Source organism: Bacteroidota bacterium, from assembly GCA_016718825.1.
In the GTDB taxonomy this organism is placed as follows: domain Bacteria; phylum Bacteroidota; class Bacteroidia; order J057; family JADKCL01; genus JADKCL01.
In genome coordinates this window covers 44,733-70,275 of record JADKCL010000001.1, presented here as the reverse complement: position 1 = coordinate 70,275, position 25,543 = coordinate 44,733, and the positions used below count along the sequence as shown (strand labels likewise).

At 51.2% G+C, this 25,543-nt stretch carries 25 protein-coding genes and 1 pseudogene; 21 read left to right on the top strand and 5 right to left on the bottom strand.

Annotated elements, in window-relative coordinates:
* Positions 1 to 4 precede the first annotated feature (4 nt).
* Positions 5 to 709 (bottom strand): hypothetical protein, encoded by a 705-nt coding sequence (locus tag IPN95_00325; GenBank protein ID MBK9447865.1) that lies wholly within the window; start codon positions 707 to 709, stop codon positions 5 to 7.
* A gap of 306 nt (positions 710 to 1,015) precedes the next feature.
* On the opposite strand from IPN95_00325, the gene IPN95_00320 reads away from it, so the two are divergent.
* The 7 genes from IPN95_00320 to IPN95_00290 all read left to right on the top strand — a co-directional run bounded on the left by IPN95_00320 (position 1,016) and on the right by IPN95_00290 (position 12,278).
* The gene (locus IPN95_00320) at positions 1,016 to 2,809 is read left to right on the top strand and encodes a peptide MFS transporter (protein MBK9447864.1); all 1,794 of its coding nucleotides are present in this window, start codon (positions 1,016 to 1,018) and stop codon (positions 2,807 to 2,809) included.
* A gap of 74 nt (positions 2,810 to 2,883) precedes the next feature.
* Positions 2,884 to 4,563 (top strand): peptide MFS transporter, encoded by a 1,680-nt coding sequence (locus tag IPN95_00315; protein MBK9447863.1) that lies wholly within the window; start codon positions 2,884 to 2,886, stop codon positions 4,561 to 4,563.
* Between the two features lie 240 nt (positions 4,564 to 4,803).
* Complete coding sequence (locus tag IPN95_00310) at positions 4,804 to 5,904, top strand: acyltransferase (GenBank protein MBK9447862.1); 1,101 nt, start codon at positions 4,804 to 4,806, stop codon at positions 5,902 to 5,904.
* A 160-nt stretch (positions 5,905 to 6,064) separates the two neighbouring features.
* Positions 6,065 to 7,426 (top strand): hypothetical protein, encoded by a 1,362-nt coding sequence (locus tag IPN95_00305; GenBank protein MBK9447861.1) that lies wholly within the window; start codon positions 6,065 to 6,067, stop codon positions 7,424 to 7,426.
* The gene (locus IPN95_00300) at positions 7,423 to 8,520 is read left to right on the top strand and encodes an anhydro-N-acetylmuramic acid kinase (GenBank protein MBK9447860.1); all 1,098 of its coding nucleotides are present in this window, start codon (positions 7,423 to 7,425) and stop codon (positions 8,518 to 8,520) included. Before IPN95_00305 ends, IPN95_00300 begins: the two co-directional genes overlap by 4 nt.
* A 116-nt stretch (positions 8,521 to 8,636) precedes the next feature.
* Positions 8,637 to 10,157, top strand: a complete 1,521-nt coding sequence (locus tag IPN95_00295; GenBank protein ID MBK9447859.1) for a sodium:solute symporter — start codon at positions 8,637 to 8,639, stop codon at positions 10,155 to 10,157.
* A 201-nt stretch (positions 10,158 to 10,358) separates the two neighbouring features.
* Positions 10,359 to 12,278 carry a 1-deoxy-D-xylulose-5-phosphate synthase gene (locus tag IPN95_00290; protein ID MBK9447858.1) on the top strand — a complete coding sequence of 640 codons (1,920 nt, stop codon included), beginning with the start codon at positions 10,359 to 10,361 and terminating at the stop codon, positions 12,276 to 12,278.
* A 185-nt stretch (positions 12,279 to 12,463) separates the two neighbouring features.
* On the opposite strand, the gene IPN95_00285 is transcribed toward IPN95_00290, so the two are convergent.
* Positions 12,464 to 13,954, bottom strand: coding sequence for a hypothetical protein (locus IPN95_00285; protein MBK9447857.1), 1,491 nt, complete (start codon positions 13,952 to 13,954; stop codon positions 12,464 to 12,466).
* 10 nt (positions 13,955 to 13,964) lie between these two features.
* Positions 13,965 to 14,189: a hypothetical protein gene (locus IPN95_00280; protein MBK9447856.1), complete on the bottom strand. Its 225-nt coding sequence runs from the start codon at positions 14,187 to 14,189 to the stop codon at positions 13,965 to 13,967.
* Between the two features lie 159 nt (positions 14,190 to 14,348).
* Between IPN95_00280 and IPN95_00275 the strand changes: the two genes are divergently transcribed.
* The 12 genes and pseudogenes from IPN95_00275 (at position 14,349) to IPN95_00220 (ending at position 22,101) form a co-directional block, all read left to right on the top strand.
* Positions 14,349 to 14,864 carry a redoxin domain-containing protein gene (locus tag IPN95_00275; GenBank protein ID MBK9447855.1) on the top strand — a complete coding sequence of 172 codons (516 nt, stop codon included), beginning with the start codon at positions 14,349 to 14,351 and terminating at the stop codon, positions 14,862 to 14,864.
* Between the two features lie 9 nt (positions 14,865 to 14,873).
* Entirely contained in the window at positions 14,874 to 15,326 is a 453-nt protein-coding gene (locus IPN95_00270; protein MBK9447854.1) for a GatB/YqeY domain-containing protein, read from the top strand.
* A 7-nt stretch (positions 15,327 to 15,333) separates the two neighbouring features.
* On the top strand, positions 15,334 to 15,924 hold the full coding sequence (locus tag IPN95_00265; GenBank protein ID MBK9447853.1) for a CvpA family protein: 591 nt from the start codon (positions 15,334 to 15,336) through the stop codon (positions 15,922 to 15,924).
* Entirely contained in the window at positions 15,921 to 16,529 is a 609-nt protein-coding gene (locus tag IPN95_00260; GenBank protein MBK9447852.1) for an aminodeoxychorismate/anthranilate synthase component II, read from the top strand. The genes IPN95_00265 and IPN95_00260 overlap by 4 nt, the downstream gene beginning before the upstream one ends.
* Before the next feature lie 211 nt (positions 16,530 to 16,740).
* Positions 16,741 to 17,361: a hypothetical protein gene (locus tag IPN95_00255; protein MBK9447851.1), complete on the top strand. Its 621-nt coding sequence runs from the start codon at positions 16,741 to 16,743 to the stop codon at positions 17,359 to 17,361.
* 333 nt (positions 17,362 to 17,694) lie between these two features.
* A pseudogene (locus tag IPN95_00250) lies at positions 17,695 to 18,469 on the top strand (alpha/beta hydrolase).
* Positions 18,470 to 18,472: 3 nt separating this feature from the next.
* Positions 18,473 to 18,871 carry a CBS domain-containing protein gene (locus IPN95_00245; protein ID MBK9447850.1) on the top strand — a complete coding sequence of 133 codons (399 nt, stop codon included), beginning with the start codon at positions 18,473 to 18,475 and terminating at the stop codon, positions 18,869 to 18,871.
* Between the two features lie 355 nt (positions 18,872 to 19,226).
* Positions 19,227 to 19,811: a thiamine phosphate synthase gene (locus IPN95_00240; GenBank protein ID MBK9447849.1), complete on the top strand. Its 585-nt coding sequence runs from the start codon at positions 19,227 to 19,229 to the stop codon at positions 19,809 to 19,811.
* A 10-nt stretch (positions 19,812 to 19,821) separates the two neighbouring features.
* Complete coding sequence (locus IPN95_00235; protein MBK9447848.1) at positions 19,822 to 20,595, top strand: hypothetical protein; 774 nt, start codon at positions 19,822 to 19,824, stop codon at positions 20,593 to 20,595.
* Positions 20,592 to 20,984 (top strand): BamA/TamA family outer membrane protein, encoded by a 393-nt coding sequence (locus IPN95_00230; GenBank protein ID MBK9447847.1) that lies wholly within the window; start codon positions 20,592 to 20,594, stop codon positions 20,982 to 20,984. The genes IPN95_00235 and IPN95_00230 overlap by 4 nt, the downstream gene beginning before the upstream one ends.
* Positions 20,981 to 21,139, top strand: coding sequence for a hypothetical protein (locus IPN95_00225; protein ID MBK9447846.1), 159 nt, complete (start codon positions 20,981 to 20,983; stop codon positions 21,137 to 21,139). Before IPN95_00230 ends, IPN95_00225 begins: the two co-directional genes overlap by 4 nt.
* Before the next feature lie 257 nt (positions 21,140 to 21,396).
* Positions 21,397 to 22,101 carry an NAD(+)/NADH kinase gene (locus tag IPN95_00220; GenBank protein ID MBK9447845.1) on the top strand — a complete coding sequence of 235 codons (705 nt, stop codon included), beginning with the start codon at positions 21,397 to 21,399 and terminating at the stop codon, positions 22,099 to 22,101.
* A gap of 72 nt (positions 22,102 to 22,173) precedes the next feature.
* Here IPN95_00220 and IPN95_00215 read toward each other — a convergent pair whose 3' ends face one another.
* Positions 22,174 to 22,809: a hypothetical protein gene (locus IPN95_00215; GenBank protein MBK9447844.1), complete on the bottom strand. Its 636-nt coding sequence runs from the start codon at positions 22,807 to 22,809 to the stop codon at positions 22,174 to 22,176.
* 175 nt (positions 22,810 to 22,984) lie between these two features.
* Here IPN95_00215 and IPN95_00210 point away from each other — a divergent pair, with 175 nt between their 5' ends.
* Positions 22,985 to 23,209 (top strand): hypothetical protein, encoded by a 225-nt coding sequence (locus IPN95_00210; GenBank protein MBK9447843.1) that lies wholly within the window; start codon positions 22,985 to 22,987, stop codon positions 23,207 to 23,209.
* On the opposite strand, the gene IPN95_00205 is transcribed toward IPN95_00210, so the two are convergent.
* Positions 23,178 to 23,501 carry a hypothetical protein gene (locus tag IPN95_00205; GenBank protein ID MBK9447842.1) on the bottom strand — a complete coding sequence of 108 codons (324 nt, stop codon included), beginning with the start codon at positions 23,499 to 23,501 and terminating at the stop codon, positions 23,178 to 23,180. The two genes, IPN95_00210 and IPN95_00205, sit on opposite strands and share 32 nt — an antisense overlap.
* Positions 23,502 to 24,158: 657 nt before the next feature.
* Here IPN95_00205 and IPN95_00200 point away from each other — a divergent pair.
* Complete coding sequence (locus tag IPN95_00200; GenBank protein ID MBK9447841.1) at positions 24,159 to 24,353, top strand: thioredoxin family protein; 195 nt, start codon at positions 24,159 to 24,161, stop codon at positions 24,351 to 24,353.
* Positions 24,354 to 25,543: the final 1,190 nt, after the last annotated feature.

Genomic DNA, 25,543 nt, shown 5'->3' with positions numbered 1-25,543 from the left:
GCTATTACATTCCCGGGGTGGATTTGGAATTGGTGGTACGGATTTCGTCGAAGAATTGCGGGTAGTAGGTTTCGATCCGCGCTTCGAAGACATCCATCAATTCGGAAAACCTCGGATCATCCAAAAACCCGCTGTGTTCAATGCCTACGCGCCTGAGCAGGCGTCGCAGGATGTAAATCAAATGGTCGTTTTCGGTATAGTGGTAGAGGTATTTGTTCTCCACGAATTTCTGTAAAAACGCTTCGTAGTTGGGCAAGGGGTGCGCAGCAACGGCTTCAGTCGCCCTGCGCACATCCTCAAACGGCGCCAAGGATTCGAAATGGCGATAGTAACTCGGCAGCAGATCGGCATCGTGCAAGATCAGCACTTTGTCCATCAACAGTTCCAGGAGGATGTGGGCGATGAAATATTTGCGGGGCACATCCTGATCGGCAAATCGTTCTCCAAGGAGTTTTGAAAATTCATGTGTCTCCGCGCTAAACAGCGGCGAAGAGTGAAAAACGCGGTCGGCATGAAAATGCCTAGCGAGCCCTTCGAGAAAATGCGGCTCTGCATGGGCTTGGGCATCTGCATTCAGGTGGTCGACCTGCCCTGCCTTGATCCGCAACCCGGAATTGTAAATGGACAGCAAGTCAGGTGTTGCAGCCCCCAAGATGAAGTGCGCACTTGGGTGATCCTTGTCGAGAAAATAATGGGCGAGAAAATTCATGTGCGCGCTTCGCTGCTACCGATTACCATTGAGGCTGCCAAATTAGGAAAAAATAACGCCCGTGCTGCGTCACGACAAAAGCCTTTTTGGAATCGTTTCACCATGAATATGAACCGCTTGATGCGCGCGTGGAGGGCTTTGTCCAGTGAATTGCTCCATTTTGCCAACCCTCGGCCGCCTCGAGACAATGAAAGTCCATTGCTTTTTGACGGGAATAATTTTGGGAATGCCCGTGGGCTTGCTTATTTTGGGATGTTGTAATTCAAAATTCACATACTGCAACAATAGTATCACATGGCTGTAAACATGAGTAAAGGCGCTGCGGCTGGCGCAAGCGTCGGACCCAAACATCCCAAAGGTCTTTGGATTTTGTTTCTCACAGAGATGTGGGAGCGGTTTGGCTACTACCTGATGCTCGGCATTTTTGCACTCTTCATGCGGGATAGTTGGGAGAATGGCGGGATGGGCTTCAGCGCGGCTGCAAAATCCGACATCTATGGCACATATATCGGCTTGGTTTACCTGACGCCGTTTATCGGTGGACTTTTGGCTGACCGCCTATTGGGATATCGCTTATCCATCATTATTGGTGGCCTGCTGATGTCTGCGGGTTATTTTGGTCTCTCCTTTCACAACGAAACGATTTTCTACATTTCGTTGCTGCTGATCATTGTGGGCAATGGCTTCTTCAAGCCCAACATCTCCACACTGGTTGGCAACCTTTACAACAACGATCTCTACCGTGCCAACAAAGATGCTGGCTTCAACATTTTCTACATGGGCATCAACGTCGGTGCGTTCATTTGCAATTTTGTTGCTGCCTACATGCGTATCAACTATGGATGGGGCCATGCTTTTGCAGCCGCAGGTATCGGTATGTTGATCGGCCTGGTGATCTTCATCGTCGGAACCAAGCATGTCAAGGAAGCCGACGTCATCAAGCCCACGAAGCCTGGCGACATGGCACTTTGGAAAATCTTTGCGACCGTGTTGCTGCCGATGTTTGCCTTTGGTGTGATCGGTTACTTTTTCAAAGGGGTAACCACTCCAGAAAATCCGACTGGCTATTTGATCGTCTCTGACACTACTGATGCCTTCCTTTTTGGTTGCGTTCCAGTCATCGGATTTTTCCTTTACATGCTCTTCACTGCGAATGCGGAAGACAAGCGCCCCATCGGTGCACTTTTGTCTGTGTATGCATGTATCGTTATTTTCTGGGCTGTTTTCCACCAAAACGGTGATGCGCTCACAACTTGGGCTGAAGACCATTCTGACCGTGCGATGCCCACTTGGCTTTCCAAGCCAATGAATACCTTGGGCTTGGCACAAACCACCAATTACCATGAGTCGATCTATGACAAATGGGATGATGCGAGGTTCGGCGGACTGACTTCAAGCCTTTCTGCACGTCAAGATTCATTTCAGAAACTTGTTGATACTTCCACCGATCCAATCGCAAAGCAGGCCTACAAGGATCAGGTCAAGGCGGTAGGCTCGGAGCTGAATGTGCGAGAGAAGTCTCGAAAGTATTTCGAAAACCTGCCTGAAGCCAAAAGACCGGCAAAAAATTCTGATCTTTTGTTGGTGAGCACGGAGCTATTTCAATCGATCAACCCGTTCTGGGTGGTTCTCTTGACGCCGCTTGTCGTTGGATTCTTCGGATTCCTGCGTAGGAGAAATAGGGAACCAAGTACACCCACCAAAATTTTCATCGGTTTGGTGATTACTGCACTCAGCACGTTGGTCATGTACTTTGCGGTCAAGGCCACGGACATGCACGGCGACAAAGCCAGCAGCATGTGGTTGGTCGGCGCCTACGCGGTCATCACCGTCGGCGAACTTTGCCTCTCTCCTATGGGCCTGTCACTCGTGAGCAAGCTCAGTCCTCCACGTATCACAGCCCTCATGATGGGTGGCTTCTTCCTCAGTACTGCAGTGGGCAATAAGTTGGCAGGAACGCTCTCCAGCCTCTGGGAGGGTTTTGAAGACAAAGGCAATTTCTTCCTGATGAACTGCGGTCTCGTGTTGTTGGCTGCCTTGCTGCTTTTCTTGATGCTCGGGTTCTTGAACCGGGTCATGAAGGAGAAGAATATTCATTGATGACAATTTGCGGTGGAGCTAGGGTGAAACTCTAGCTCCATCCTTTTTATACCCATTACCTATCTGATTGAAATATGTACAGTCCTACGACGGTCGAGGAAATTCAGAATTTTAAAGGCAAGTATCCCAAACAGCTGTGGTACCTGTTTTTGGTTGAGATGTGGGAGCGTTTCACATTCTACGGAATGCGCGCCTTGCTTGGCCTTTATATTTCCCACTTGATTCTTTCCACGGTTTACAATCCGGCACCTGCTGATGTAATCCAGAAGAAGATTGCTGATTTCAAGGCGGAAAACGGGGAAGTGCTCGACATCAACCACCCGAAGTGGTACATCGAAACCTCCTTGCAGACCGATCGAGATGCTGCCGAGGCCATCTCCAATAAGCGGTATGGCATGATCAACGCCTTTATCTATGCCATGGCGTTTATCGGCGGCCTTTTTGCTGACAAGTTGTTTGGCTTCCGACGCTCCATCTTCTGGGGAGGCACCCTGATGGCCATCGGTACATTTATCATGGCGATTCCGGGGGCCTTCAGCTTCTACGCCGGGGTGAGTATCCTGATCGTCGGAAACGGGTTTTTTAAACCCAATATATCCACGATGGTCGGGGCCCTGTACCGATCAGGCGATCCACGAAGAGACGCTGGATTTTCGCTGTTTTATTCAGGAATCAACATTGGTGCGTTCTTGAGCGGGCTTACGATCGCGTGGATCGGCACGTCCTATTCATGGTCCTTGGGCTTTGGCTTGGCAGGCGTTTTCATGCTGATGGGTTTGGGCCTTTTCATCTTCACCCAGAAATCACTTGGACCGATCGGCACCCCTCCCAACCCCATGCGGTTGGAGCAAAAGACAGCCGGCATTCCTTACGGTTATCTGATTCAGGGGCTTACCCTGCTCATGATTCCGCTGTTTTTCTTGCTGATCTACTACCCTGTCACAATCAACATTTCATTCATCGCGGGCCTGAATGTTGACGGATCACCCAAAACCCTGGAATTCAGCGACGTCATCATGATGCTTGCCGCACTGGGTACCGTTGGCTATCTCGGGTTTGCCATTTCGCGTTCACCGAAGTCGGAAGCACGCAAGTTGATTGCGGCAATGATCCTGATCTTCTTTTCCGTAGCATTCTGGTCCTTCTTTGAGCAAGGCGGTGGCTCGCTCAACTTCTTTGCTAATGGCAACGTGGAGAGCCATGGCTTCAACATGACCTCGGTCAACAACAGTATCAACGCCCTTTTTGTGATCATCTTCAGCCCGTTGGTCGGCTTGCTCTGGTTGTCACTGAACAAGCGCAACAAGGAGCCGAATACGGTCGTAAAGTTTGGCCTTGGTTTCCTCTTCTTGGGAATCGGCTTTTTGGTCTTCTACTTCAGCAAGTTTTTTGCCGATGACAGTGGACATACCCCAATGGCCTTCTTTGCCTTGGCCTACCTGGCGGTCACCATCGGTGAGCTTTGCCTTTCTCCGATCGGGTTGTCCATCATGACTAAACTGTCTCCTCACCGCCTTGTCGGGGTGATGATGGGTACTTGGTTTTTGGCAAGTGCCTTTGGACAGTACGGCGCAGGTCTGATTGGAGCTGCACTTGCAACGAGTGAAGACAAAACCAAAGTCCTCACCAACCTTGATAAGCTCGATCAATACACCGAGGGGTATAAGATCATCGGCATCATTGCAATTGTCGCTGCACTGCTTCTGATTGGCTTCTCTCCTTTGATCAAGAAGCTCATGGGCGATGTGAAATAATTTGACCCTCTTGGGGAGTTGGGCGGGACGTTTCTTTATGGAGCGCCCGCCCAATTTACTTTCATCGCGTTTTGGGGTTTGCGTCCGCCATTCTAGGCTTTCCTGGGTATTTAGGAGAAAAACTTCCTTCGTCACCATGGCAATCTCTCGGTTTTAGGCTAGCTTGGCTTGGCTGATAGATTTTGATATCATTAACCCGAATTACAGAGGCGGATTGCACCCACTCCTCATCGCTTGCCAATGAAATACAGCGCACGGATCGATGGCCTACGTTTTGTAGCAATCACCTTGGTCTTTTGCGACCATTTTGCTTCTTTCTTTTTCCATCGAATTTCCGCGGGTTATTACGGAGTAGAATTGTTTTTTGTGATCAGTGGTTATCTCATCACATCGATTTTGCTCGACTCCGGAAACACTCCGTTTGGCAAGGCCTACCTGAATTTCATGGGCCGACGGACCTTGCGCATTTTTCCCATCTATTATCTGATGCTGGCTATTTTGTGGCTCCTTCACGACCCTGTCGTCCATGAGTTCCTCCTTTTTGCACTCACCTATACCTTTAACTATGCCAGCGAATATTACCACATCACCCATTCATCATTGGACCATACGTGGTCTCTCTGTGTAGAGGAGCAGTTTTACTTATTCTGGCCTGTGATTGTCCTTTTGCTTCGCCGCCTGCCGCGTGTTTTGATGGCAGTGATGATCGGCATCGTGGTCCTGGGCTTCTGTCAACTTGCTTTTGGGATCTTTCCCGCGCTCAGTCCCTACAATCACGGGGGGTTGCTGTCCCGCATTCCTGCATTGGGTATTGGCTCCTTGGGAGCGATTTATGTGCGGCATTTTACGATGCCGGACCGGTTCTTTAAGAACTTGGGCATTGAGCTCGCCATGATCGCACTACTTTGCCTATTTCTGGTGACCGATCTCACCATCAAGCCGCTCGGCCTGGCATTCATTTCCCTGTATTTGATCCTGAAGGCATCCAAATATGACTTTCGCCTTCAATTCCTCAGTAAGTTCTTGGCCAATCCGCGCGTAGTTTACATTGGTACGATTTCATACGGCCTTTATCTCTATCACCTTCCCATCAGTCTCTATTTTTCCAAATACATCTTTGAGCCGATCTGGTCCAAGATTCCATTTGAGGAATGGGGACGATTGTCCGCGTTGTATTACCACCGGGAGATCATTCAGTTTCCATTGTACAGCCTGCTTTCCCTCATCTTGGCAATATTTTCCTTTCGCTACATTGAAAAGCCACTCTTGAAGCTCAAGGACCGGTTTTTTAAAAAGTCAGAAAATCCTGCTCCCTCTGAACAAAAGATGACGCAGGGTTGATTGTACATTCGAAGGCGGAAAAAGCTCCCGCTGCCTACCCTGCTTCTTTGTGTTGCTTTCTCGGGGGAGTTCGGCGATCAACACTTCTGAATTTGATTATCTTTGTCCTCAGGTCAGCCCAGTATTTGGTGGGCCAATGATAAAACAATTGATGCGACTGATGCTTACCCGACTTAGCTGCTTTGCGGCCATGCTGCTGGTTTTCGGGGCAAATGCCCTGCAGGCCCAAGGAACCACATTTAGCCCCTTCAAAATCACGTTGTTTGAGGATGCTGCACAGATTGCCTCCAAAGGCATTGTGAATTTCAAAGACCAAAAGGCCGACATCCCGATGAGCTTGAGTCTCGTTCCGGAAACGATCGACTTGGTTGCAGGCACTTCGGAAACCAAACTTGTCTATTTCAAACTGCGCGAAGACAGCATCCCGAGCAAGCTCTCCGTTGGCAACTGGGGAGAAGTCTTGCAAGCCAACATGGGCAAGCGCATCACGATTGTCTACGATGCCGGGATGGAAGTCGACGAAGTCACCGGCGAAGCCAAGGTCGTCAATACCGAAAGCGGCATGCTGCTGCTCAAAGGCGGGGATGAAAGTCAGTACTTCATTCCATTCGCAGAGATCAAACAAGTCATCATCCTGGGCCAAGCCAATTTCCAAAGCCCTAAAAAGGTGCCTTTCATGGTCATGGAGCTGGGCATCGACAAAGACCTGCCTTACGTTCCGATGGAAATGTTCAGCATTCACAAAGGCATCAGTTGGGTTCCGGTCGGCCGCATCCGTATCATCGGAACGGAAAAAGTGCTCTTGCAACAAACAGCCGTCATTCAAAACGACCTCGCAGACCTGAATGATATTGAAGCCGAATTGTGTGCCTCCGAAATTTTGACCGAAGGTCATCTCAATGGGGAGGTCTTGCCGGCGGGTAAACTCAGCATCAAAAAGGGCGAACGGCAGTCGATGTCGCTCAAGGAAACCGAATTGCAGTACACTGCCGCTTACCAATGCACGATTCCATGGAATGCGCAGGTGACCGATGGTGGCTTGCACCGCTTTCCGGTTCAGAATATCATTCGGTTTAATGTCACGTCCCTCCCCGGCCTGCAATGCGAGAGTTACCATGTGCTCGACGAAAACAACCGCCAAATCGCGCAGATTCCACTGACTCCCAATCCCTCCAACGGCCAACTGGAATTGCTGTTGGGCGAAGAGAAAATGGTGCATGTGAACGTGCTGGAAACCATCGTGAAAAAAAGCAACAAAGTCGAGCAAATCGGCGAATTGAGCTATAACCGCGTGAGCATCCAAGCCAAACTTCTGCTTTTTAATGCTGGACAAAAGTTTGCGCAGATTCAGGTGCAGCGCGACATCCGGGGCGAAGTGGTCGCAAGCGACAAAGCCAAAGTCGAAGAAAAGCCCGAAGAACCCGGCGTCAAATCCCTGATTTGGAAGTTTTCCCTGGAGAAAGGCTCCAAAAAGGAAGTGGTTTATCAATATGACGCCTTCGTTCCGGCTCCCGAAAAATGAAACGCTACACCGGCATCGGGCTCATGTCTGGTACATCCCTCGATGGCATTGACTTGGCCTATTGCGAGTTTTCAGAGAATGAAGGTGCTTGGAAGTTTGAATTGCTAGCCGCCGAAACCATCGGCTATGACGAGCAATGGTACGCGCGCTTGCGCTGCCTCGACACGCAAGATGCGCTCGCATTCGCCCGCACCCACGTGTATTACGGGCACCTGCTCGGGCGCACGTTGCGCGAGTTCATCGACCGCAACGAACTGAAACCGCAGTTTGTCGCAAGCCACGGGCAAACGATTTTCCATCAGCCGGAAAAGAACTTCACCGCCCAAATCGGGGACGGCGAAACGATCGCCTCCTACTTGCCCTGTCCCTTGGTGGCCAATTTCCGCAACAAAGATGTTGCACTCGGTGGCCAAGGCGCCCCGCTTGTCCCCTTCGGTGAGCGACACCTCTTCCCGAAATACAAGCTCTTCCTGAACTTGGGCGGCATCGCCAACCTGAGCTACAGCGGCAAAGCCTTTGACGTGGTGCCCTGCAACATGGCCCTCAATTGGCTCGCCAATGCCTTGGAAACGTCGCAAGCGTTTGACCAAGACGGGGCAGCAGCACGCAGCGGGCAAATGGACTACGCCTTGTACGATGCCTTGGAAAACCTGCCTTGGTACCAACAAACCGGTCCCAAAAGTCTGGGCACGGAGTGGTTTACTGCGCACATTCTTCCGCTGATTTCCCAAAGCGAATCGCCGGTCGCGGACCGCATGAAAACCTTTGTGCTCCACGTTGTGAGTCGCATCACCGTGGCTATGCGCGACCTGCAGGTGCGCAGCATGCCCCTTGTTGTCACGGGCGGGGGTGCACACAATGCCTACCTGATGGAGGAATTGCAAAAGTCTTTGGCCGGTCTCGGCATCAAAATCGAGCAATTGCCTGACGCGGTGGTGGACTTCAAGGAGGCCATCATCTTTGCCTTTTTGGGCCTACAAACCTTGCTCGGCCAACCCAATATCCTGGCCTCGGTAACCGGCGCCAAGTTGGATGTCTGTGGCGGCAGCATTCACCTTCCCCCAGGCGGATGGGCAAAAACGGGGTTGATTTAAGCCTCGTCGGAATTGATTTGCAGCCTTTTCTAGTCACCTTCGACGAGATTGAGGATTTCTTGAAAGTTCTGCAACGCAAAATTCTCCCTACCTTGCCCTTCCACTGAAAGCACTGCATGAATTCGACGCTTAGCCTCAGCCTGATCGGGATTTATTTCACGATCCTGTTCATTTTCTCCTATCTCACCGGTCGAAAGGCAGACGAAGATTCGTTTTTCCGCGCCAACAAGTCCGTTCCGTGGATGGTCGTTGCCTTCGGCATGATCGGCGCGTCGATCTCCGGGGTGACCTTCATCTCTGTTCCGGGCTGGGTCGGCACACAAGGCTTTGCCTACATGATCATGGTGCTGGGTTATTTGCTGGGTTATTTGGTGATCGCCTTCTTGCTCATGCCCTTGTACTATCGGCTGAACCTCACTTCGATATACAAATATTTGGAACAACGCTTCGGATTTTGGAGCTACAAAACCGGGGCCTTCTACTTCTTGCTGTCGCGCATTTTGGGTTCGGCGATCCGGTTGTTTCTGGTGGTGATGGTTCTGCATGAATTCATCTTGGCCGATTTGGGCGTGCCCTTTTCGGTGTCGGTCGCCTTGGCGATTTTAATGATCTGGGTATTTACATTCAAGGGCGGCATGAAAACCGTGATCTGGACGGACTTGCTGCAAACTACCTTTTTGCTCTCTGCTGCCGGATTGGCGGTTTGGTTCATTGCCCAAGAATTGCATTTGGATGGTCCTGGTGCGATTTGGGACGCCGTTGCGGGTAGCAAATATTCGAATGTCGTGGTGACAGATCTCGCGCACCCGCGGCATTGGCTCAAGCAATTGCTCGGGGGCATGTTCATTTCCATGACGATGACGGGTTTGGATCAGGACATGATGCAAAAGAACCTGACCTGCAAAACTTTGAAGGACGCACAAAAGAATATGCTCAGCTTCAGCTTTGTGTTGGTCTTTGTGAATCTGCTTTTTCTTGCCCTCGGGGTACTCCTTTATATGTACGGAACTTCGAAGGGCTATGTCGTCGAAAATTTCGCAGACAAAGCCGCTCCGTTGCAATACCTCGATCCGGTTACGGGTTTGATGGAAGGCGGAAAGACCGACCGACTGTTTCCGTTCCTGACCTTCAATTATTTGCCGGTCGGAATTGGTGTGGTTTTCATCTTGGGTTTGTTTGCAGCAGCTTACGCGAGCGCGGATTCGGCCTTGACTGCTTTGACGACCTCCTTTTGCATTGACTTTTTGGACTTCGAAAAAAAGACCGATCAGAAGGTCAAAAACAAAACCCGGCTTTGGGTACACGTCGGTATGTCCATCGTAACATTCGCCGTGATCCTTTTGGCAAAGGTTCTGAACAATGTCGCGGTGATCGATGCCGTTTTTCAGGTGGCAACCTATACCTATGGGCCGCTTTTGGGCTTGTTTGCCTTTGGATTGTTTACGCGGCTGGGAGTGCGGGACAAACTGGTACCACTGGTTTGCATCATCGCGCCGCTCATCTGCTACATGATCAACTTCTGGTTCACAAGCGGATGGCTGGGTTTCGCGACTTTGCCGGTGAATGGCGCGATCACATTTTTGTTGTTGTTGGCGATTTCGACAGGAAGTCAGGAGGATCGCCTCAAAACAGCGTAACCTTCCCGCTCGATTCAACGTTTGTTGCAGGAGCCGGGACATGCCGACATTCTGCACCGATGCACATTTTCAAAAACGTAACGAATTTCGTATTTTGGCCGACTTGCTTCAGGCTGATGGATTTTCGTTTGCTGAAAACAATTTCCACCAAGGCTTGTTTAGCTTTTTAGACCCGATGCTTCAACAGCGGACACAGTAAAGATGATCCAAGAAGGAAAACTCCTCGCTCAAGTTCAATACCCCGAAGACCTTCGGAAATTGAAACCCGAAGACTTGTACCAGTTCTGCCACGAACTGCGGGATTACTTGATCGAGCATGGCTCCCAATACGGCGGCCATTTCGGTGCAAGCCTTGGGGTTGTCGAACTGACCACGGCCATTCACTATGTTTTCAATACGCCTTATGATCAGCTGATTTGGGACGTAGGTCACCAAGCCTACGGACACAAGATCATCACCGGCCGCCGCGACGAATTTCACAGCAACCGCAAATACAAGGGCATCTCGGGTTTTCCGAAACGCTCGGAATCCGAATATGACACCTTCGGAGTCGGGCACAGTTCGACGTCGATTTCTGCGGGCGTGGGCATGGCCATCGGCAGCCGCTACAACGGCGAAACCGACCGCAACGTGATCGCCGTGATCGGCGATGGTGCGATGACCGGCGGTATGGCCTTCGAAGCCCTCAACCATGCTGGTTGGGAAAATGCCAACGTCCTCGTTGTCTTGAACGACAACTGCATGAGCATCGACCAAAATGTCGGCGCACTCAAGGAATACCTCACCGACGTCACCACAAGCCGCACCTACAACAAAATCCGCGACGAAGTCTGGAAGCTGCTCGGCAAAATGAGCAACTTCGGCCCAAGTGCCCAAAAAGTCGCCTCCAAAATCGAAGACCTGTTCACCGCGCAATTCGGCCGCAAAGGCGAATTGTTTGAGTCATTCAACTTCCGTTATTTCGGTCCGATCGATGGCCACGACGTGAACCACCTCGTGCGCATCATGGACGACCTGAAGAAGATTCCAGGTCCAAAAATCCTGCACTGCGTCACCGTCAAAGGAAAAGGATTCGAGCTCGCCGAATTGGATCAAACCAAATGGCATGCGCCTTCTTTCCCGTTTGACCGCATGACAGGTGCTCATTTGGTACCCAAAGTTCAAACGCCGCAGCCTCCGAAATACCAAGATGTGTTTGGCCATACCATGGTCGAGCTTGCCAAGCTCAATCCCAAGGTCATGGGCATCACGCCTGCGATGCCTTCGGGTTGCAGCCTCAAGTTCATGCTGGAGCAAATGCCCGACCGCGCCTTTGACGTCGGCATCGCCGAGCAACATGCGGTGACATTCTCGGCGGGCTTGGCCACACAGGGCTTGCGTCCGTTTTGCAATATCTATTCGACCTTCATGCAGCGCGCGTATGATCAGGTGATTCATGACGTGGCCTTGCAGAAATTGCCGGTGGTTTTCTGTTTGGACCGTGGCGGCCTTGTGGGCGCTGACGGACCGACCCACCATGGCGCCTTTGACATTGCGTATTTCCGCTGCATCCCCAACATGATCGTGGCCTCGCCGATGAACGAGCAAGAGCTGCGCAACATGATGTACACCGCACAGCTCGACGAGCAATTGATGCCTTTCAGCATCCGCTACCCGCGTGGCGAAGGCGTGATGCTCGAATGGCGCACGCCGTTTGAGAAAATGGAGGTCGGCAAAGGTCGCATGATCAATGACGGCGAAGGACTTGCCATTTTGAGCTTTGGCCCGATGGGCAACTACGTCAAGGAGGCTGTCGCCAAGCTGAATGCACAAGGGCTACACCCTGCCCACTTTGACATGCGCTTTGTAAAGCCCATCGATGCGGAGATGTTGCACGATATTTTCGGACGGTTTGACCGGGTATTGACCATTGAGGATGGCTGCTTGCAAGGTGGCTTCGGCTCTGCCGTGATCGAATTCATGGTGGACAATGGTTACACCTCACAGGTGAAGCGTCTCGGCATTCCGGATCATTTTGTGGAGCATGGTTCGCCGGAGCAATTGTTTGATGAATGTGGCTATGGGCGGAATGGCATCTATCAGGCCGCTTTGGAGATGGCTTCGGAGAAGGTTAGAAATTAGAAATTACAAATGGGAAATTCGGGCATTTCGGTGCTCTGATGCTCTTGATGAACGCGGAAAGGACTTGGGTCTTTCCGCGTTTTGCTTTTATTGCTGGCCAAGGGCTCCTTTATTGGTCATTTTCATTCCAGCAATTTTCGCCGGAGGCAAATGTTCAATTGCCCTGTCCCGAGTTCGGGACGGGCTCAATCAAAGGCGACCTTGACGATCGAGAAGATTTTGTCGCGCTCCTGCTCATAGACGATCAGCGCTTCGGTATTGCTGATTTGCTCGGAATACCTCGGGAAGAAGCTGTCGTCGAAGGTCGTTTTGGAGATCAAGGCTTCGCGCTCGGCGACTTTGCCATCGAAGTCGACGCTGTTGACATACAGTGTCCGCGGCTCTTTTCTGGGTTGATAGCCGTAGATCAGGTAGACATTGGTGCCGCTCACGACATCGATGTAGCTGAGTTGGTCGCGCCTTTCGGATTGTTGCCGCTTGGGGACGACCGCGCTCCATTCCAAATCCCCATTCGCAGAGACGGAATTGACAATCACCTCGTCGTAGTGGTAGATTTTTTGGTCCACCCAGTAGCCATAGACATCGACATAAGAGTTGAAGGTCGTGTAAAATTTCTCTGCGATCAGCAAGACGCCGCCATCAGAGCGAAGGATGATGTTGTCGAGGTAAAAATTTTGCAATTCGCGGCCGCGCTCGATTTGTTTGTCGCGGAGGAAGTTGACCAAGAATTCGTCGGAGAATCGCTGAGAACTGCGGACTTCTTCTTCCAACTGACTGTTGATGCGGAAAAAGCAGGTGCCGATGATCTCGTCGGTGCTTTGGTGGGAGAAAAATCCGGCGAGGAAGATGTTTTCTTCGCGGTCGATCTTCATGGTCAGGTCGGTGAGATACAATTCGCCGAGGTCGATGGTGACTTCCTTGGCTGCCGGTTCGCCGGCTTCGTATTGGTAAATTTTGAACCCGAAGTCGTCGGGGTCCTTGACCTTGTTGACCTTGAAGAATTTGCCGAGTACGTAGACCTTGCCCGCATTGCTGACCATGATCTTGCGCATTTGAAACTTGTCGTCGGGATAGGGAATTTCGATTTTGCCCTCCACGAATTCCTTGGATTGGGCATCAAAGAGGTAATACAGAATCGTTTCCGATTTGGTGCCCTCATCGAGATTTTTGTAACACAGCAGCTTTTTCTTGTTGATCGAGCGTGTGTACTTCAGGTCCACCCGAAGTTCCTTTTCGTTGGGAAGCTCTGAAATCACCTTGCGGGTCTCAATGGCGTTGCCTTCGAGGTCAAAATGGCTGTAGCTTGTGCGGACGGTGCGGTCGCGCGGGAAGTATTCGGAGATAAAAACGTAGACGTCTTCGCCCAAAACGGCCATGAGGTCAATGTCACTGTGGCCATTTTGCTGCAACACCTGCTTGGTCCACGACTTGTTGAATTGATCGTCGTACTTGGTGATAGACAGATAGCGGCTGGATTTGCGGCTTTGATTACCGAGTGTAACAAGTCCGCCATCGGCTGCGACGTACTCCACAAACTGCGGCACGGGATCACGCCGGTCGAGGTCCAAACGCGCCACAACCTCCTGTGCATGCGACGGATGTGATAGGCACAAAGCGGCAAGCAGCAGCAACGCGAACCGGGTCTGACCAAACCTCAATGTGCGAAAATCGATCATTGGCATTCGTTCAGGAATTGAAAGTATCGTTTTTGCCACGCATTACCCTGATGGCGAGGTAAAGCCTGAAAAGTCCATACAGAAAAATGGGCAAGGCAAACATCCAGCGGTTGTTGGGCTGAATAAAGTCATTGTCGGCATATCCGAGGAAAATGCCCACCGCACCCGCGACAAAGAAGGTGCTCATCAACAGGCGGAAGTATGCGCCAATCCCTGGCTTTGCATTGTTGTCCATGTTTGCAAATATCCTTCAATTTTCCATTTTTTCACATCCTTGTCTGTGTTGCATTCTTTTGCCCCTTCGAATGAATTTGAACACCGCTTTCTGACTATCTTTGTTTTCAGGCACGGTATTTGCTTTTCTCCTGCCACACGATATCTGCATCAGAATACTATGAAACAGTTTCTCCTCGCATTCGCCCTTTTGCTTAGCACGAGCTTCGCATTCGCCCAGACCACGGAACAACACGTCTCCAAGGGCAATACCAACGAAGGAATCGGCACATTGATCCCCGATTTCAAGTTTTACGACATGGACAACAAGCCGGTCACCCGCATGTCCCTTGTCGCCAATCAACCTACCATTTTCTTCTACTTTGATCCGGATTGTGATCATTGCCAATTGATTTCCACCATGATCAATGATCAGAAAGCGCTTTTCAAGGGCATCACATTGGTGCTCATTTCTTGGGCAGAAGTAGAGGCGATCAAGGAATTTCCGGGCAAGTACCTCCCCGGATTCCCTGGAACTCTCATTGTGACCAAGGACAAGGACTACTTGGTAGATAAATGGTTTGGGGACAGTGTTTCGCCAAGCATCTATGTTTACAACAACAAATACCTGCGGACGGCATCCTTCAAAGACGAAGTAAGACCCGAAATTTTGGTTAAGTTTGCGAAGCAACAATAGTTGATTCGCATGGACTTCAAAGAAAAAATCAACGCAGACATCGTCACGGCCATGAAGGCCAAGGACCAAGCTGCGCTTCGTGCCTTGCGCGCGATCAAATCTGCCATTCTCCTGCTTGAAACATCCGAAGGCCGTGCCCCGGGCCCAGTCTCCGATGAAGATGGCATGAAAATTTTGATCAAGCAGAGCAAACAACGCAAGGACAGCATTGATCAATACCGCAGCGCCGGCCGCTTGGATTTGATCGTTGGCGAGGAAGAAGAACTTGCCATCCTCGATCGATACCTGCCAAAATCCTTGACTCCCGATGAATTGCGCGCTGAAATCCAAAAGATCATCGCCGAAGTTGGTGCAACATCTGCCAAGGACATGGGCAAAGTGATGGGCGCCGCCAACAAGCAATTGGCAGGCCGCGCAGACGGCAAGGAAATTTCCGTGCTTGTAAAGGAACTCCTTCCTTGATCCCAAGGTGAATTTTCTCGACATCTTCGCACTGATTGTGCTTGCCTACGGAGCCTACAAAGGCTTCAAAAATGGCGTGCTCATCGAGGTCGCAGGCCTGCTGGGCTTGATCATCGGCTTTTGGGCGGGTATGCGGTTGGCGTTCATCTTCGCGCATTACTACCGCGACAATTTCCATCTCCCGGAAAAATGGGTGCCGGCGATCGCCTTTTTTACAGCCTTTGCCATCGGCATGGGGGCGGTCTATCTGGCCGGCTGGGCAGCCACCAAGCTGCTCAATACCGCTCAATTGGAACTGCCCAATCGCCTTGCCGGGCTCGGCTTCGGGATTTTGAAATGGGGCTTCCTCGTCGGCGCCTTTTTCAGCATCGTCGGGAATTCGCAGGTACTAACGAAGGAAACTGTGGCCGGGTCCGCCTCTTATCCCGTTGTCACGACCTACAGCAAGGTGGTTCAAGGCTATACCATCGGCCTGATTCCTGCGGCGCACAACGTGCTCGACGACATGGAGCATTATTTTGTCGAGGTCGATTCGGTGAATCGCAGCCAAAAAGTCCCGGGCAAAGACTCCCTCGAGCATTCCTCCCTGCGCAGATGATCGTCGTGATCGACAACTACGATTCCTTTACCTGGAATCTGGTGGATCTTCTGCGGCAAAGCCATCACGTCGTGGCCGTTTTCCGAAACGATGAACTGACCGCCAACGAACTGATGAACCTACATCCCAAGGGAATTTTGATTTCGCCGGGTCCGGGGCGACCTGCCGACAGCGGGATTTCGCCGGAGGTTTTGCGGCTTGCTATGGGCGGTGCCCAGAATCAAGGTGGCGCGAATGTCAGCAAAGTGGTGCCTGTTTTGGGCATTTGCCTCGGCCATCAACTGATTGGCGAACATTTCGGCATGCCGCTCCTGCATGGGCGTGTGCCCGTCCATGGTAAAACGAGCCCGGTGTTTCACCGCGGCGAAGGGTTGTTTGAAGGCTTGCCGAGCCCGTTTGAAGCGATGCGCTACCATTCCTTGGTATTGGATGGGGTTTCAGTTCCAGCCGAATTGGAAGTCACCGCATGGACCGAGGCTGGCGAGGTGATGGGCATCCGACACCGCAGCCTGCCCATTGCGGGCGTTCAGTTTCATCCCGAGTCGATCTTGACGGTCGGCGGCGCAGCGATTTTAGCGAATTGGGTGCGGGAAATCGCGGTGTGAAAACGGTTGGGTCACAGCATCCAGCTGATCGAAAAGGGCATACGGGGTGAAAAAAGGCCCCAACGCGCACTCAAACTTCACACTCGCACTCCGCGCTAGCGGCCCATGGGGACGTAAGATTGCACACCATTACCTTTGGCATCTGCGCTTCCACCGCCGACCTTGCTATTGTCTTGCGAATGTGACCATTGTTTGATTGACATTCTTTGCCATGAAACGACTTCTTATTCTGCTTCTGCTGCTCTTATTGTTTGCCCAAATGAGGGCGCAAGAGCCCAAAATCTCCATCAACGCCTACCTCTCCGGCGGAATGTGGTTTCAGAACCTAGCTCGCCAGTATTATACCAATGATTACCAATCAACCCAGCAGTATTTTGGCCTTGGAGGAGGTGTGAACTTACGAATCCACGGGGGCCTTCATTTCGAACCCGAGGTTGGGCTCGATTGTTATGGGCTCAAGTATCTATATGGCAGCACACGTGATTCCCGCCATTTGGAGGCGGATTTGCAATTGCTTTATACACGCGTTTCCCCTGGCTTTGGGTTGAAACTTGGCTCCGGATTTCAAATCAGGGCAGGTCTCCCTCTTCTCATCTCTTCAGGCACATCAGGCAGCTACAGGGTTCGAACCTTTTTCCCACAGATTGGAGACGTGGTGACGGGAGACTACAACGACAATTTTGGAAGGATCCGGAGACGGGTCATCCCCGGAGCTGAAATCAATCTAGGGTACCATGCCAAACTAAGTCCATCATGGGCCTTGTTGCTGAGGATATCGGGCTTCATTGGCTTGTCTCCCGTAATGAAGACCTCCTTGGATACCCCTGCATAACCCATACATTCACCGCCTGTCGATTGAAGTGGGCATTTCGAGATTTTCGGAAAGGGCTAGGTAACGTGAACACCGCCGAATTTTTCAAATGACACCCATTGCCATCCACCTTCGAAGGCTCAATATTCCAGTGTGCGTTGCTCACGAGCTGTGCATCCTATGACAAGTTGGGCGCTGTGATTCTGCTTGACAATCCTCCCAAAATTTGTTCCGATGGTAAATCCATGTGATTTCTCTATTTTTGCCGCTGGTGAATGCCAATTCGTCTAGTTTTGGCGCATCAGATACTGGTTTTGAATTGAGAACGTTATTCATCTGAAGGCCATTTAGCGCATGGAAATCCAGGTAAAACAAGAGGGAGGATATGACTACGTGCAGGAGGGAAGCGGTCCGCCGCTGCTGCTGCTCCATGGTCTGTTTGGTGCCCTGAGCAACTGGAAAGCGGTCGTGGAGGCCTTTTCCAAGCGATTCACGGTGTTTATCCCGCTCATGCCGATCGTCGCAAGACCAATGTCAAGCCTTCGATCGTCGGCTAGCGGAGTTCATTGATGGCTTCATCCGCTTCAAAAAATTGAGCGCTGCACCATTCTCGGCAATTCGTTGGGCGGACATATCGGGCTGGTGTATTCCATGGCGAATCTCTCCAAAGTGGATGCTTTGGTCTTGACGGGCAGTTCGGGTCTCTTCGAATCGGGTATGGGAAGTACATTCCCCCGCCGCGGCAACATCAAATACATCAAAGAACGTGTCGAATACACCTTCTTCAAACCCGAAACGGCGACCAAGGAGCTGATCGACGAGGTGTTTGAAAGGGTCAACGACAACTACATGACCCTGCGCATCCTCAAGATCGCACGGGATGCACAGCACCAAAACCTCAGTGAGGAATTGGGCAAGGTCAAGGGTTCCCACCCTGCTGGTCTGGGGCCTCAACGACAACATCACGCCGCCCCACGTGGCGCATGAATTTCAGCGGTTGCTGCCCGATGCCGAGTTGCGCTTCATCGACCAATGCGGCCACGCCGCCATGATGGAGCAACCCGAGGAATTCAACATCGTGCTCAACCGATTCCTGCAACGCATTTATCCATCCCTTTTTACCGCCTGATTCATGCTGTTGGCCAAGGACCTCATCACCGATACCCTGCCCTCGATCAAAACATCGGACAACGCGACGCGTGTGCTCGAGTGGATGAGCGAGTTCAAGGTCGCGCAATTGCCGGTGGTGAACCATGAGCGCCTGCTCGGAATTGTGAGCGAGGAAGACCTGTTGAATTCCGGGGTCGAAGACTTGCCCATCGGCGCCATTCATCTCTCCCTACCTGAAAAAACGTTTGTCTACGAAGACAGCCATTTTTACGACGTCTTGAAAATGGCGAGCCTGATGAAGCTGGAGATTCTGCCCGTTTTGAGTTCGAGGGAAAACAATACGTTTGTCGGGACCATTACCAAAAGCGACCTCCTCAAACGTGCCGCCGAATATCTCTGCGTCGAGGAACCGGTGGTGTGATCGTGCTGCACCTCGCGAACAACAACTATTCGATCTCTGAGATTGGACGTATCTGCGAAAGCAACGATGCCAAAATCCTCAGCCTCTCGGTCGGCAACAGCGACGAAGCCGGAAAACTTTATGTGACCATCAAGCTCAACGTCCGCGAACTCTCCCGGGTGATCGCGACCTTCGAGCGTTTTGAATATGACATTGCCTTGGTCGTGTTTGACGCCGAACAAGTCAATGATTTTCCGCGACAGCTACGAAAACCTGTTGCGGTACTTGAACCTTTAACATTCGCCCCTGGACAGTCCCTTGGTTTCCCGGTTTCCATCCTGAGGTTCCTCGCCTGCACATTATCACCGATACCACGGTGCAGCAGCGTCATGGCCATTTTGAGCTGGCGAAGATGGCCTGGGAGGCTGGACCTTGTGCCGTTCAATACCGCAACAAGCTGTTCAGCAGGGAAAAGGACCTCGCCGAAGTCACCAAAATGGTAAAATTGGCACAAGAGGGCGGCCATTGCCTGATCATCAACGATGCTGCCGCCTTGGCTTTTGAATTGCAGGCCCAAGGCGTACATTTGGGACAAGGAGATGGTGCGCCACAAGCGGCGGCCGACTTGCTGGGCCCGGGGAAACTGATTGGTGCCACGGTGCACAACATGGCCGAATTGGAAGCCCTGCGGGGAGCGCCGATACATTATATAGGTGTCGGTCCGGTTTACGGCAGCCGCTCCAAACGGACGGGCTTGCCTGACTTGGGACTCGAAGGTTTGGCGCGGCTTTGCGCAGCTTCCCCTTGGCCGGTGATTGCCATCGGCGGGATCGAAGAGCGGCAAGCCGCGGAAGTCATCGCTGCCGGTGCCCATGGATTGGCCATTATCTCCGCGTTTTGTCTTGCATCCAACCCCAGGCACGTTGCAAAAAGGATACTCACATTGTTGGAAGGTCTCTAGGCTGATAGGCTTGGTGATCTGCGTATGCCTGCTCGCGTCTGCGAATGGGTACACGCAACGCATGCGGGTGGATTCGATCGTGGTCACGGGCCTGAAGAAGACAAAACGTCCGGTCATCACCCGTCAAATGGTCTTTCAGGAGGGAGACACCATCGACTTGCAGGAGCTCGAAGCACTGAACAAGGTCAATAAGGACAATATCTATAACATGGGCCTTTTCACCTCCGTGGCATTTGCCAATGAGATCGGAGACTCCTCGATCGAGGTCCACATTTCCGTGCAGGAGCGCTGGTATATCTGGCCGAATCCCTATGTAAATCTTGCGGAGCGCGTTTGGAGCGAATGGCTGACGATCCCGATCTGGACAGGCTCGTTTACGGACTGGGTGGAGTGGAGCAACCTCTCGGGGTGGAATGACAAGCTGACGGTCTATGCGCAAGGCGGCTACACGCAGGCAGTGACGGCAACTTACAGCCGACCCTTCCTGTTTCCGAAGGCCAAGGTCGACGGCACCGCCTTCTTCTCGATCCTCAACGACAAGGAAATCGGCTACGGCACCCAAGGCGGCTACCTGCAACTCGCCCGTCTCAACGATGAAAGGATGCGCCAAAGCTATACCGGGCAACTTACTCTGGGAAAGCGCTTCTCTCGGCGCGGAAGATTTTGTATGGATTCGCCGCCTACCAATACTTTCCACATCAACGACAGCATTACCTTTTTCAACACGGAATACCTTCCCTACAACCTTACTGCGATCCATTATCCATCGGTCGGCAGGCTATGAGGAATGACCAACGGGACGTGCGGAGTTTTCCGCTGTCTGGGCACAAGTATGGCGGAAGTTTCCGCTTTCTGGGGATTCCCGGCGTAAGCAGCACGCATTTCGGGAAAATGGCACTCTCCTTTTCCCACCACATTCCGCTTAACAAACGATGGAATTTTGCCTACGGAAGCCAACAATTCTTCCTGCTCGGGAGGCAAGTGCCGTTTTTTGACAAGTATTTTATCGGATTCGGCAGCTTTCTCAGGGGTTATGAGCCGCATGTCATCGACGGTTCGGCAATCAACCTGACCAAGGCCGAATGGAAATTTGGCATCATCCCCTACCATTTCGCACATTTGAAGTGGATTCCGTTTCCGAAATTCCGGGATTTTCCTGTGGATTGTACTTGAGTGCCTACTGCGATGCGGGATATGTCCACGATTGGACGTTCAACAACCGCGACAATACGCTCAAGGACCGCTTGTTGCTCGGCTATGGTGCCGGCATCAACCTGATCACGATTTATGACTTTCACCTTCGCGTCGAATACAGCCGCAACATCTGACCGACTCCAACCACCCCTGGGGAGAGGGCGGCATCTATTTCAGTAATCTCGTATCCATCCAATGAAACTCGCAATTTTTGGCCGCATCACGGAACGCACCGACCTCGCCTTTCTGGCCCGCTTTTTCTGCTTTTGAAGGAGAAGAAAGTCGCATATCTGGTACATTACAAATATTCGGAAGAGCTCGAGAAGGTGATGCCCGAATGGCCTGAACAGATCGCGCCGTTTATCCTGACCGACGAAAAACAGCTTGACGAATGCGACTTGCCTACAGCTTTGGCGGGGACGGCACCTTTGAATACGGCCATGGTGGTCAAGGGGCATTCTCCCGTTTTGGGCGTCAACTTCCGGACGGCTCCGGGTTTTTGACGACCGTGACGCAGGAGCACCTGCTTGCCGCAACGACCGAGATCATGAAAGACATGTACCGCATCGACTTGCGCTGGGGCATTGAAGTCGAAAGTTCGCCGGCGGGCTTGTTTGGTGACTACAACTTCGGGCTCAACGACTTTACGATCCACAAAAGCGAAAGCAATGAGATGATCACCGTCCACACCTATATCAATGGCGAGTTCCTGAACAGCTATTGGGGTGACGGATTGGTGATTGCGACCCCGACCGGATCGACGGCTTATTCGCTGTCTTGCGGTGGCCCGATCATCCACCCCAATGCCAATGCATTGGTTGTCACGCCCGTAGCACCGCATTCATTGACCGTTCGCCCAATGATTTTGGCCGATGACTGTGTGATCTCCTTTAGTCTGGAGACGCGCACCGGGCGGGCGATGGTTGCCTTGGACACGCGTACGGTGCCCGTAAGCGACAAAGTTGAAATCGCCATTCGCAAGAGCAAGGAGCCGGTCAAGATGCTGCGTGTGCAGTCGGGCAACTATCTGGACACCCTTCGCGGTCGCCTCATGTGGGGAACGGACAAGCGGAATTGGAAGGAAAGAATGGGTTGACTTGGGCTTGCAAGAGACTTTTGCGTAGGCAAGCACGCAGTGCATCTGAGATTTACCCAAGCACCTCTCGTTTTATGGGCGTTTTCGTTCCCAAAGCCGCACGCGTCCACCTTCAGTCACCAACACCTCAGTGTAATCTTGCTTGAGGCGGTCTTGCATAAGCTTGACACCTTCGTATTGCCTTAATTCGTTGTTGAGACACCAAGTGATCACATAATCCACGTCTTTGCCGGTCTCCATTCGGAACTTTTCAAAATTTACCGTCGGGAGCCACCCTTCAAAGCCCGGACCCTCACCTAGATGCACATAAGGATCCTTGTCCGGATTCCATCTCAAAGGAAACCAATGCGTATTGGCTTCATAGTTATTGAGGATGATGTGGGGTTGCAGGGCGCCAAGGTATTCAGCGATATGCATGAAAATGTACGCCTCATCCGACAGTAGCGGCCCTTCGTTGGGATACCGCCCTTCGGGTGCATAATCCAGCATCAAAACCGTAGAGTGCGGACGCATGTGCGGCTGGACCGACACAAATTCCTCTACGGCCAAGGAGGTATTTGCATAATTGGGTAAACGAATGGAAAACAAGATTCCTGCGACCAAAAAGCCAATCAAGGCCGCGCTTCGCAGCATCCAAGTAGGCCATGGTCTACAGGCGAGCCAAATGATCGCAATCAAATAAGGGTAGATTTGAAGTCTTTCAGGCATAATTCCAACACCCGCAACCACCGCGGGTTGAAAAAAATAAACAACCAAGGTTGTCCCAACATCAAAAAGTATGCCCCGTATGTCCCTTCGATTGGCGCGATAAGCTGAATAATCCCACCATCAACATGACAGCAATGAGGATGGAGGAGCACGATAGGCCAAGTCGTTTCTCAGGATGAAACAGAATCAAGGCCCGCAACTGGACAAAGTCTTCGAAAATAGTTTGGGGCTTCGCTTGGCTTGCGATGGAATCCGTGCCTTTGCGAAGGATGAAGCTTCCAACAACATGAGCGAAGGCAAGGCTGCCAAAATCGTCTTGAGCGCCAGCAAGGCCAAAGCCTTCAACTTGACCCCACGATCTGCACGCATTACGCTAGCGAGAAACTGCCCCACCCAATGAAAAATATCGTCCCCATTGCCATGGCATAGCTCACCGGATGCGACAGCCCCAACACCAACATGAGGGTTCCAAGTACAATTCGCCAGCGCCAACCTTCCTTTTCGAAATTTCGAGCCAAAAGCCCACAAAACAAAAACAGGATCACCGACGCCGAATAATTGAAAAATCCCATCAGAAATACCTTGTGAAACAGGAATGGCATCGCGACGAGCAGAAAGGCGCCATTTGCGGGATAAATGCTCCGCGCGAGGTATCTGAAGGCAAATACAAAGCCCAAGATGTACAGCGTCAAAAACAACTTTTCGGAAAAGACCGGAGGAAAAACAAGTTGGAAAACGGTGAGTAAAAAATGGTTGAGCCAATTGGTTCAATATTGGGATTGAGTGTGAACCATTCTGCGTAAAACGCTGAATCGTTGCCGAGCAGCATATCCCGCAAAATTCTGGCATTGTAAAGGTGACATGGGCCGTCGTTGGTCAAGAAGAATGCATTTGCCAAACGGCCACAAAGCAAGTCCCAGCAGCAATGCGACCAGGAACCCCATTCCGTCCTTTCCAATTGATTCGCTGAAATGCGGCAAGTACCATCACAACGGCAAGATAGGGATTCGGCTGCCTAATTTCACGATTTGGCACTTTTTGGGTTGATTTGCTTACTTTGAACCCGATCCACTTTGGGGAATGCAAGCATGAAAGAACATTGTTGGTGATGCCCGTTTTGGCAGTTTTGTTGATTTGGGGCTGCAAGGACAAGCAATACTTGGTCAGTTATTACACCAGCGTCCTTTCAAAAGGAATGCCATTGGGATCATTTCTCAGACGATAAATACAAGCTCAATACGAAGTGGTTGATTCGCTGAAAACATTGTCTATCACGGATAGTGTGACAATGAAGCTGTTTTTGGGCTGCTATTGTGGTGACAGCAAAGTGGGTACCACGGTTTTATGATTTGAAGGCAGACCTGCCGATTTCGACCGTGGAAATCATCTCTGTGGACACTACGAAAAAGGACGAAAAAAAATTGGCGCAGGCTGTGGGATTGAAAAAAATTCCTACCTTTATATTCTATCAGGGTGGTGATGAGATTGGCCGGATTGTTGAAAAGCCGAAGGAGTGGCGGAAAAGAGCCTGTACGGGGTCTTAAAAAGTGTGAATAAGTTTTCTTTTTCGGTTGATTGAATATATTTGTTTCTAGCTTTTAGCTTCTTGACGGTTTGCCCGATACTTTTAAAAGTAAATGGCAGCTTACTATGAAATCTGTTAAGTACTTACTGACGTTGTCTGCACTTTGCGTGGGTTTTCCACGGGCCACTCGCCTGTTGAGGACAAGGTACTTATGCGTAGGTGTGAGCGGGAGCCACTAACTACAAGGAGACCTTGACGATAACTTCGCACTAAAGTTCACAAAACCCGGTCTTGGCTTCATCGGCGGATAAGGTGCTTACCTCACATGTCCGTGAGGTTGATGTTGCTCAGGGCGATGAAGGCTTCGACGCCAAGGCTGCACGGTGATATATCCACGCCCGCGCCGCAACTTGAGTTTCCGCTCCCCATCACCGAAGCTGGTGACCTTGGTATGGGAGTTCTTCGCTAACGACTGTAAGTTCCGCGGTTACAGGACACAGTACACACCTTATCTTTGGTGGTGTCGGTGTGTTTGCCTTCAACTTTCAAGCAAATTGGGTAATGAGCGGTATGATCTGTAAAACCACTTGGTATTGAAGGACAGTTCATGGTTAATCCCCACCAAGGACAGATTTATGCCGATGCCGCCAATTCGCCGACTCCTGAACCCCATAACTTGGTCAGTGTAAGCATCCTTGGTGTCGGTATCCGCTATAAGTTGGCTGACAAGATTGACTGAATGCCGAGCTGGCCTTCGCAAACATTCCCACCGACTATATTGACGACGCTGCGGTTATTATGTAAACGTTGACCAACTGCGCCCGAGCAAGGCGAAATCGCCGCCTCTTGAGTGACCGTATCGACCGCAGCATCTATCCACAAGGTGGTGAGTTCTGGAACGGTATCCGTGGCGACAACACGCAGAAAGACTAGAAAGCTTGATGGTTTCTGCAACGTATATCCTCGACTGGGCCGTCTGTCCTAAGTTCCGCTAAGCAATTACAATATCATCATACAAAAGCGTATTGAAATGTGCCAATACGCTTTTGGTTTTTTTGGCAACCAGAAGCAAAATTCGGTTAATCCGTAAAATCGTTCATTTACATGGTATTGGCGATGAATTCAAGGTTGAAGTTACTACAAAGCAGGGCAATCTGATTTACCCTGTGGGTATGTGGAAGATTTTCGTAAGTTTGCCCTCTGTTTTTT

Excerpts from the sequence above, each read along its gene's own strand:
- IPN95_00325 (MBK9447865.1), bottom strand. The coding sequence starts at position 709 with ATGAATTTTCTCGCCCATTATTTTCTCGACAAGGATCACCCAAGTGCG.
- IPN95_00320 (MBK9447864.1), top strand. The coding sequence starts at position 1,016 with ATGAGTAAAGGCGCTGCGGCTGGCGCAAGCGTCGGACCCAAACATCCC.
- IPN95_00315 (MBK9447863.1), top strand. The coding sequence starts at position 2,884 with ATGTACAGTCCTACGACGGTCGAGGAAATTCAGAATTTTAAAGGCAAG.
- IPN95_00310 (MBK9447862.1), top strand. The coding sequence starts at position 4,804 with ATGAAATACAGCGCACGGATCGATGGCCTACGTTTTGTAGCAATCACC.
- IPN95_00305 (MBK9447861.1), top strand. The coding sequence starts at position 6,065 with ATGCTTACCCGACTTAGCTGCTTTGCGGCCATGCTGCTGGTTTTCGGG.
- IPN95_00300 (MBK9447860.1), top strand. The coding sequence starts at position 7,423 with ATGAAACGCTACACCGGCATCGGGCTCATGTCTGGTACATCCCTCGAT.
- IPN95_00295 (MBK9447859.1), top strand. The coding sequence starts at position 8,637 with ATGAATTCGACGCTTAGCCTCAGCCTGATCGGGATTTATTTCACGATC.
- IPN95_00290 (MBK9447858.1), top strand. The coding sequence starts at position 10,359 with ATGATCCAAGAAGGAAAACTCCTCGCTCAAGTTCAATACCCCGAAGAC.
- IPN95_00285 (MBK9447857.1), bottom strand. The coding sequence starts at position 13,954 with ATGATCGATTTTCGCACATTGAGGTTTGGTCAGACCCGGTTCGCGTTG.
- IPN95_00280 (MBK9447856.1), bottom strand. The coding sequence starts at position 14,189 with ATGGACAACAATGCAAAGCCAGGGATTGGCGCATACTTCCGCCTGTTG.
- IPN95_00275 (MBK9447855.1), top strand. The coding sequence starts at position 14,349 with ATGAAACAGTTTCTCCTCGCATTCGCCCTTTTGCTTAGCACGAGCTTC.
- IPN95_00270 (MBK9447854.1), top strand. The coding sequence starts at position 14,874 with ATGGACTTCAAAGAAAAAATCAACGCAGACATCGTCACGGCCATGAAG.
- IPN95_00260 (MBK9447852.1), top strand. The coding sequence starts at position 15,921 with ATGATCGTCGTGATCGACAACTACGATTCCTTTACCTGGAATCTGGTG.
- IPN95_00255 (MBK9447851.1), top strand. The coding sequence starts at position 16,741 with ATGAAACGACTTCTTATTCTGCTTCTGCTGCTCTTATTGTTTGCCCAA.
- IPN95_00245 (MBK9447850.1), top strand. The coding sequence starts at position 18,473 with ATGCTGTTGGCCAAGGACCTCATCACCGATACCCTGCCCTCGATCAAA.
- IPN95_00230 (MBK9447847.1), top strand. The coding sequence starts at position 20,592 with ATGAGGAATGACCAACGGGACGTGCGGAGTTTTCCGCTGTCTGGGCAC.
- IPN95_00220 (MBK9447845.1), top strand. The coding sequence starts at position 21,397 with ATGCGACTTGCCTACAGCTTTGGCGGGGACGGCACCTTTGAATACGGC.
- IPN95_00215 (MBK9447844.1), bottom strand. The coding sequence starts at position 22,809 with ATGCCTGAAAGACTTCAAATCTACCCTTATTTGATTGCGATCATTTGG.
- IPN95_00210 (MBK9447843.1), top strand. The coding sequence starts at position 22,985 with ATGAAACAGAATCAAGGCCCGCAACTGGACAAAGTCTTCGAAAATAGT.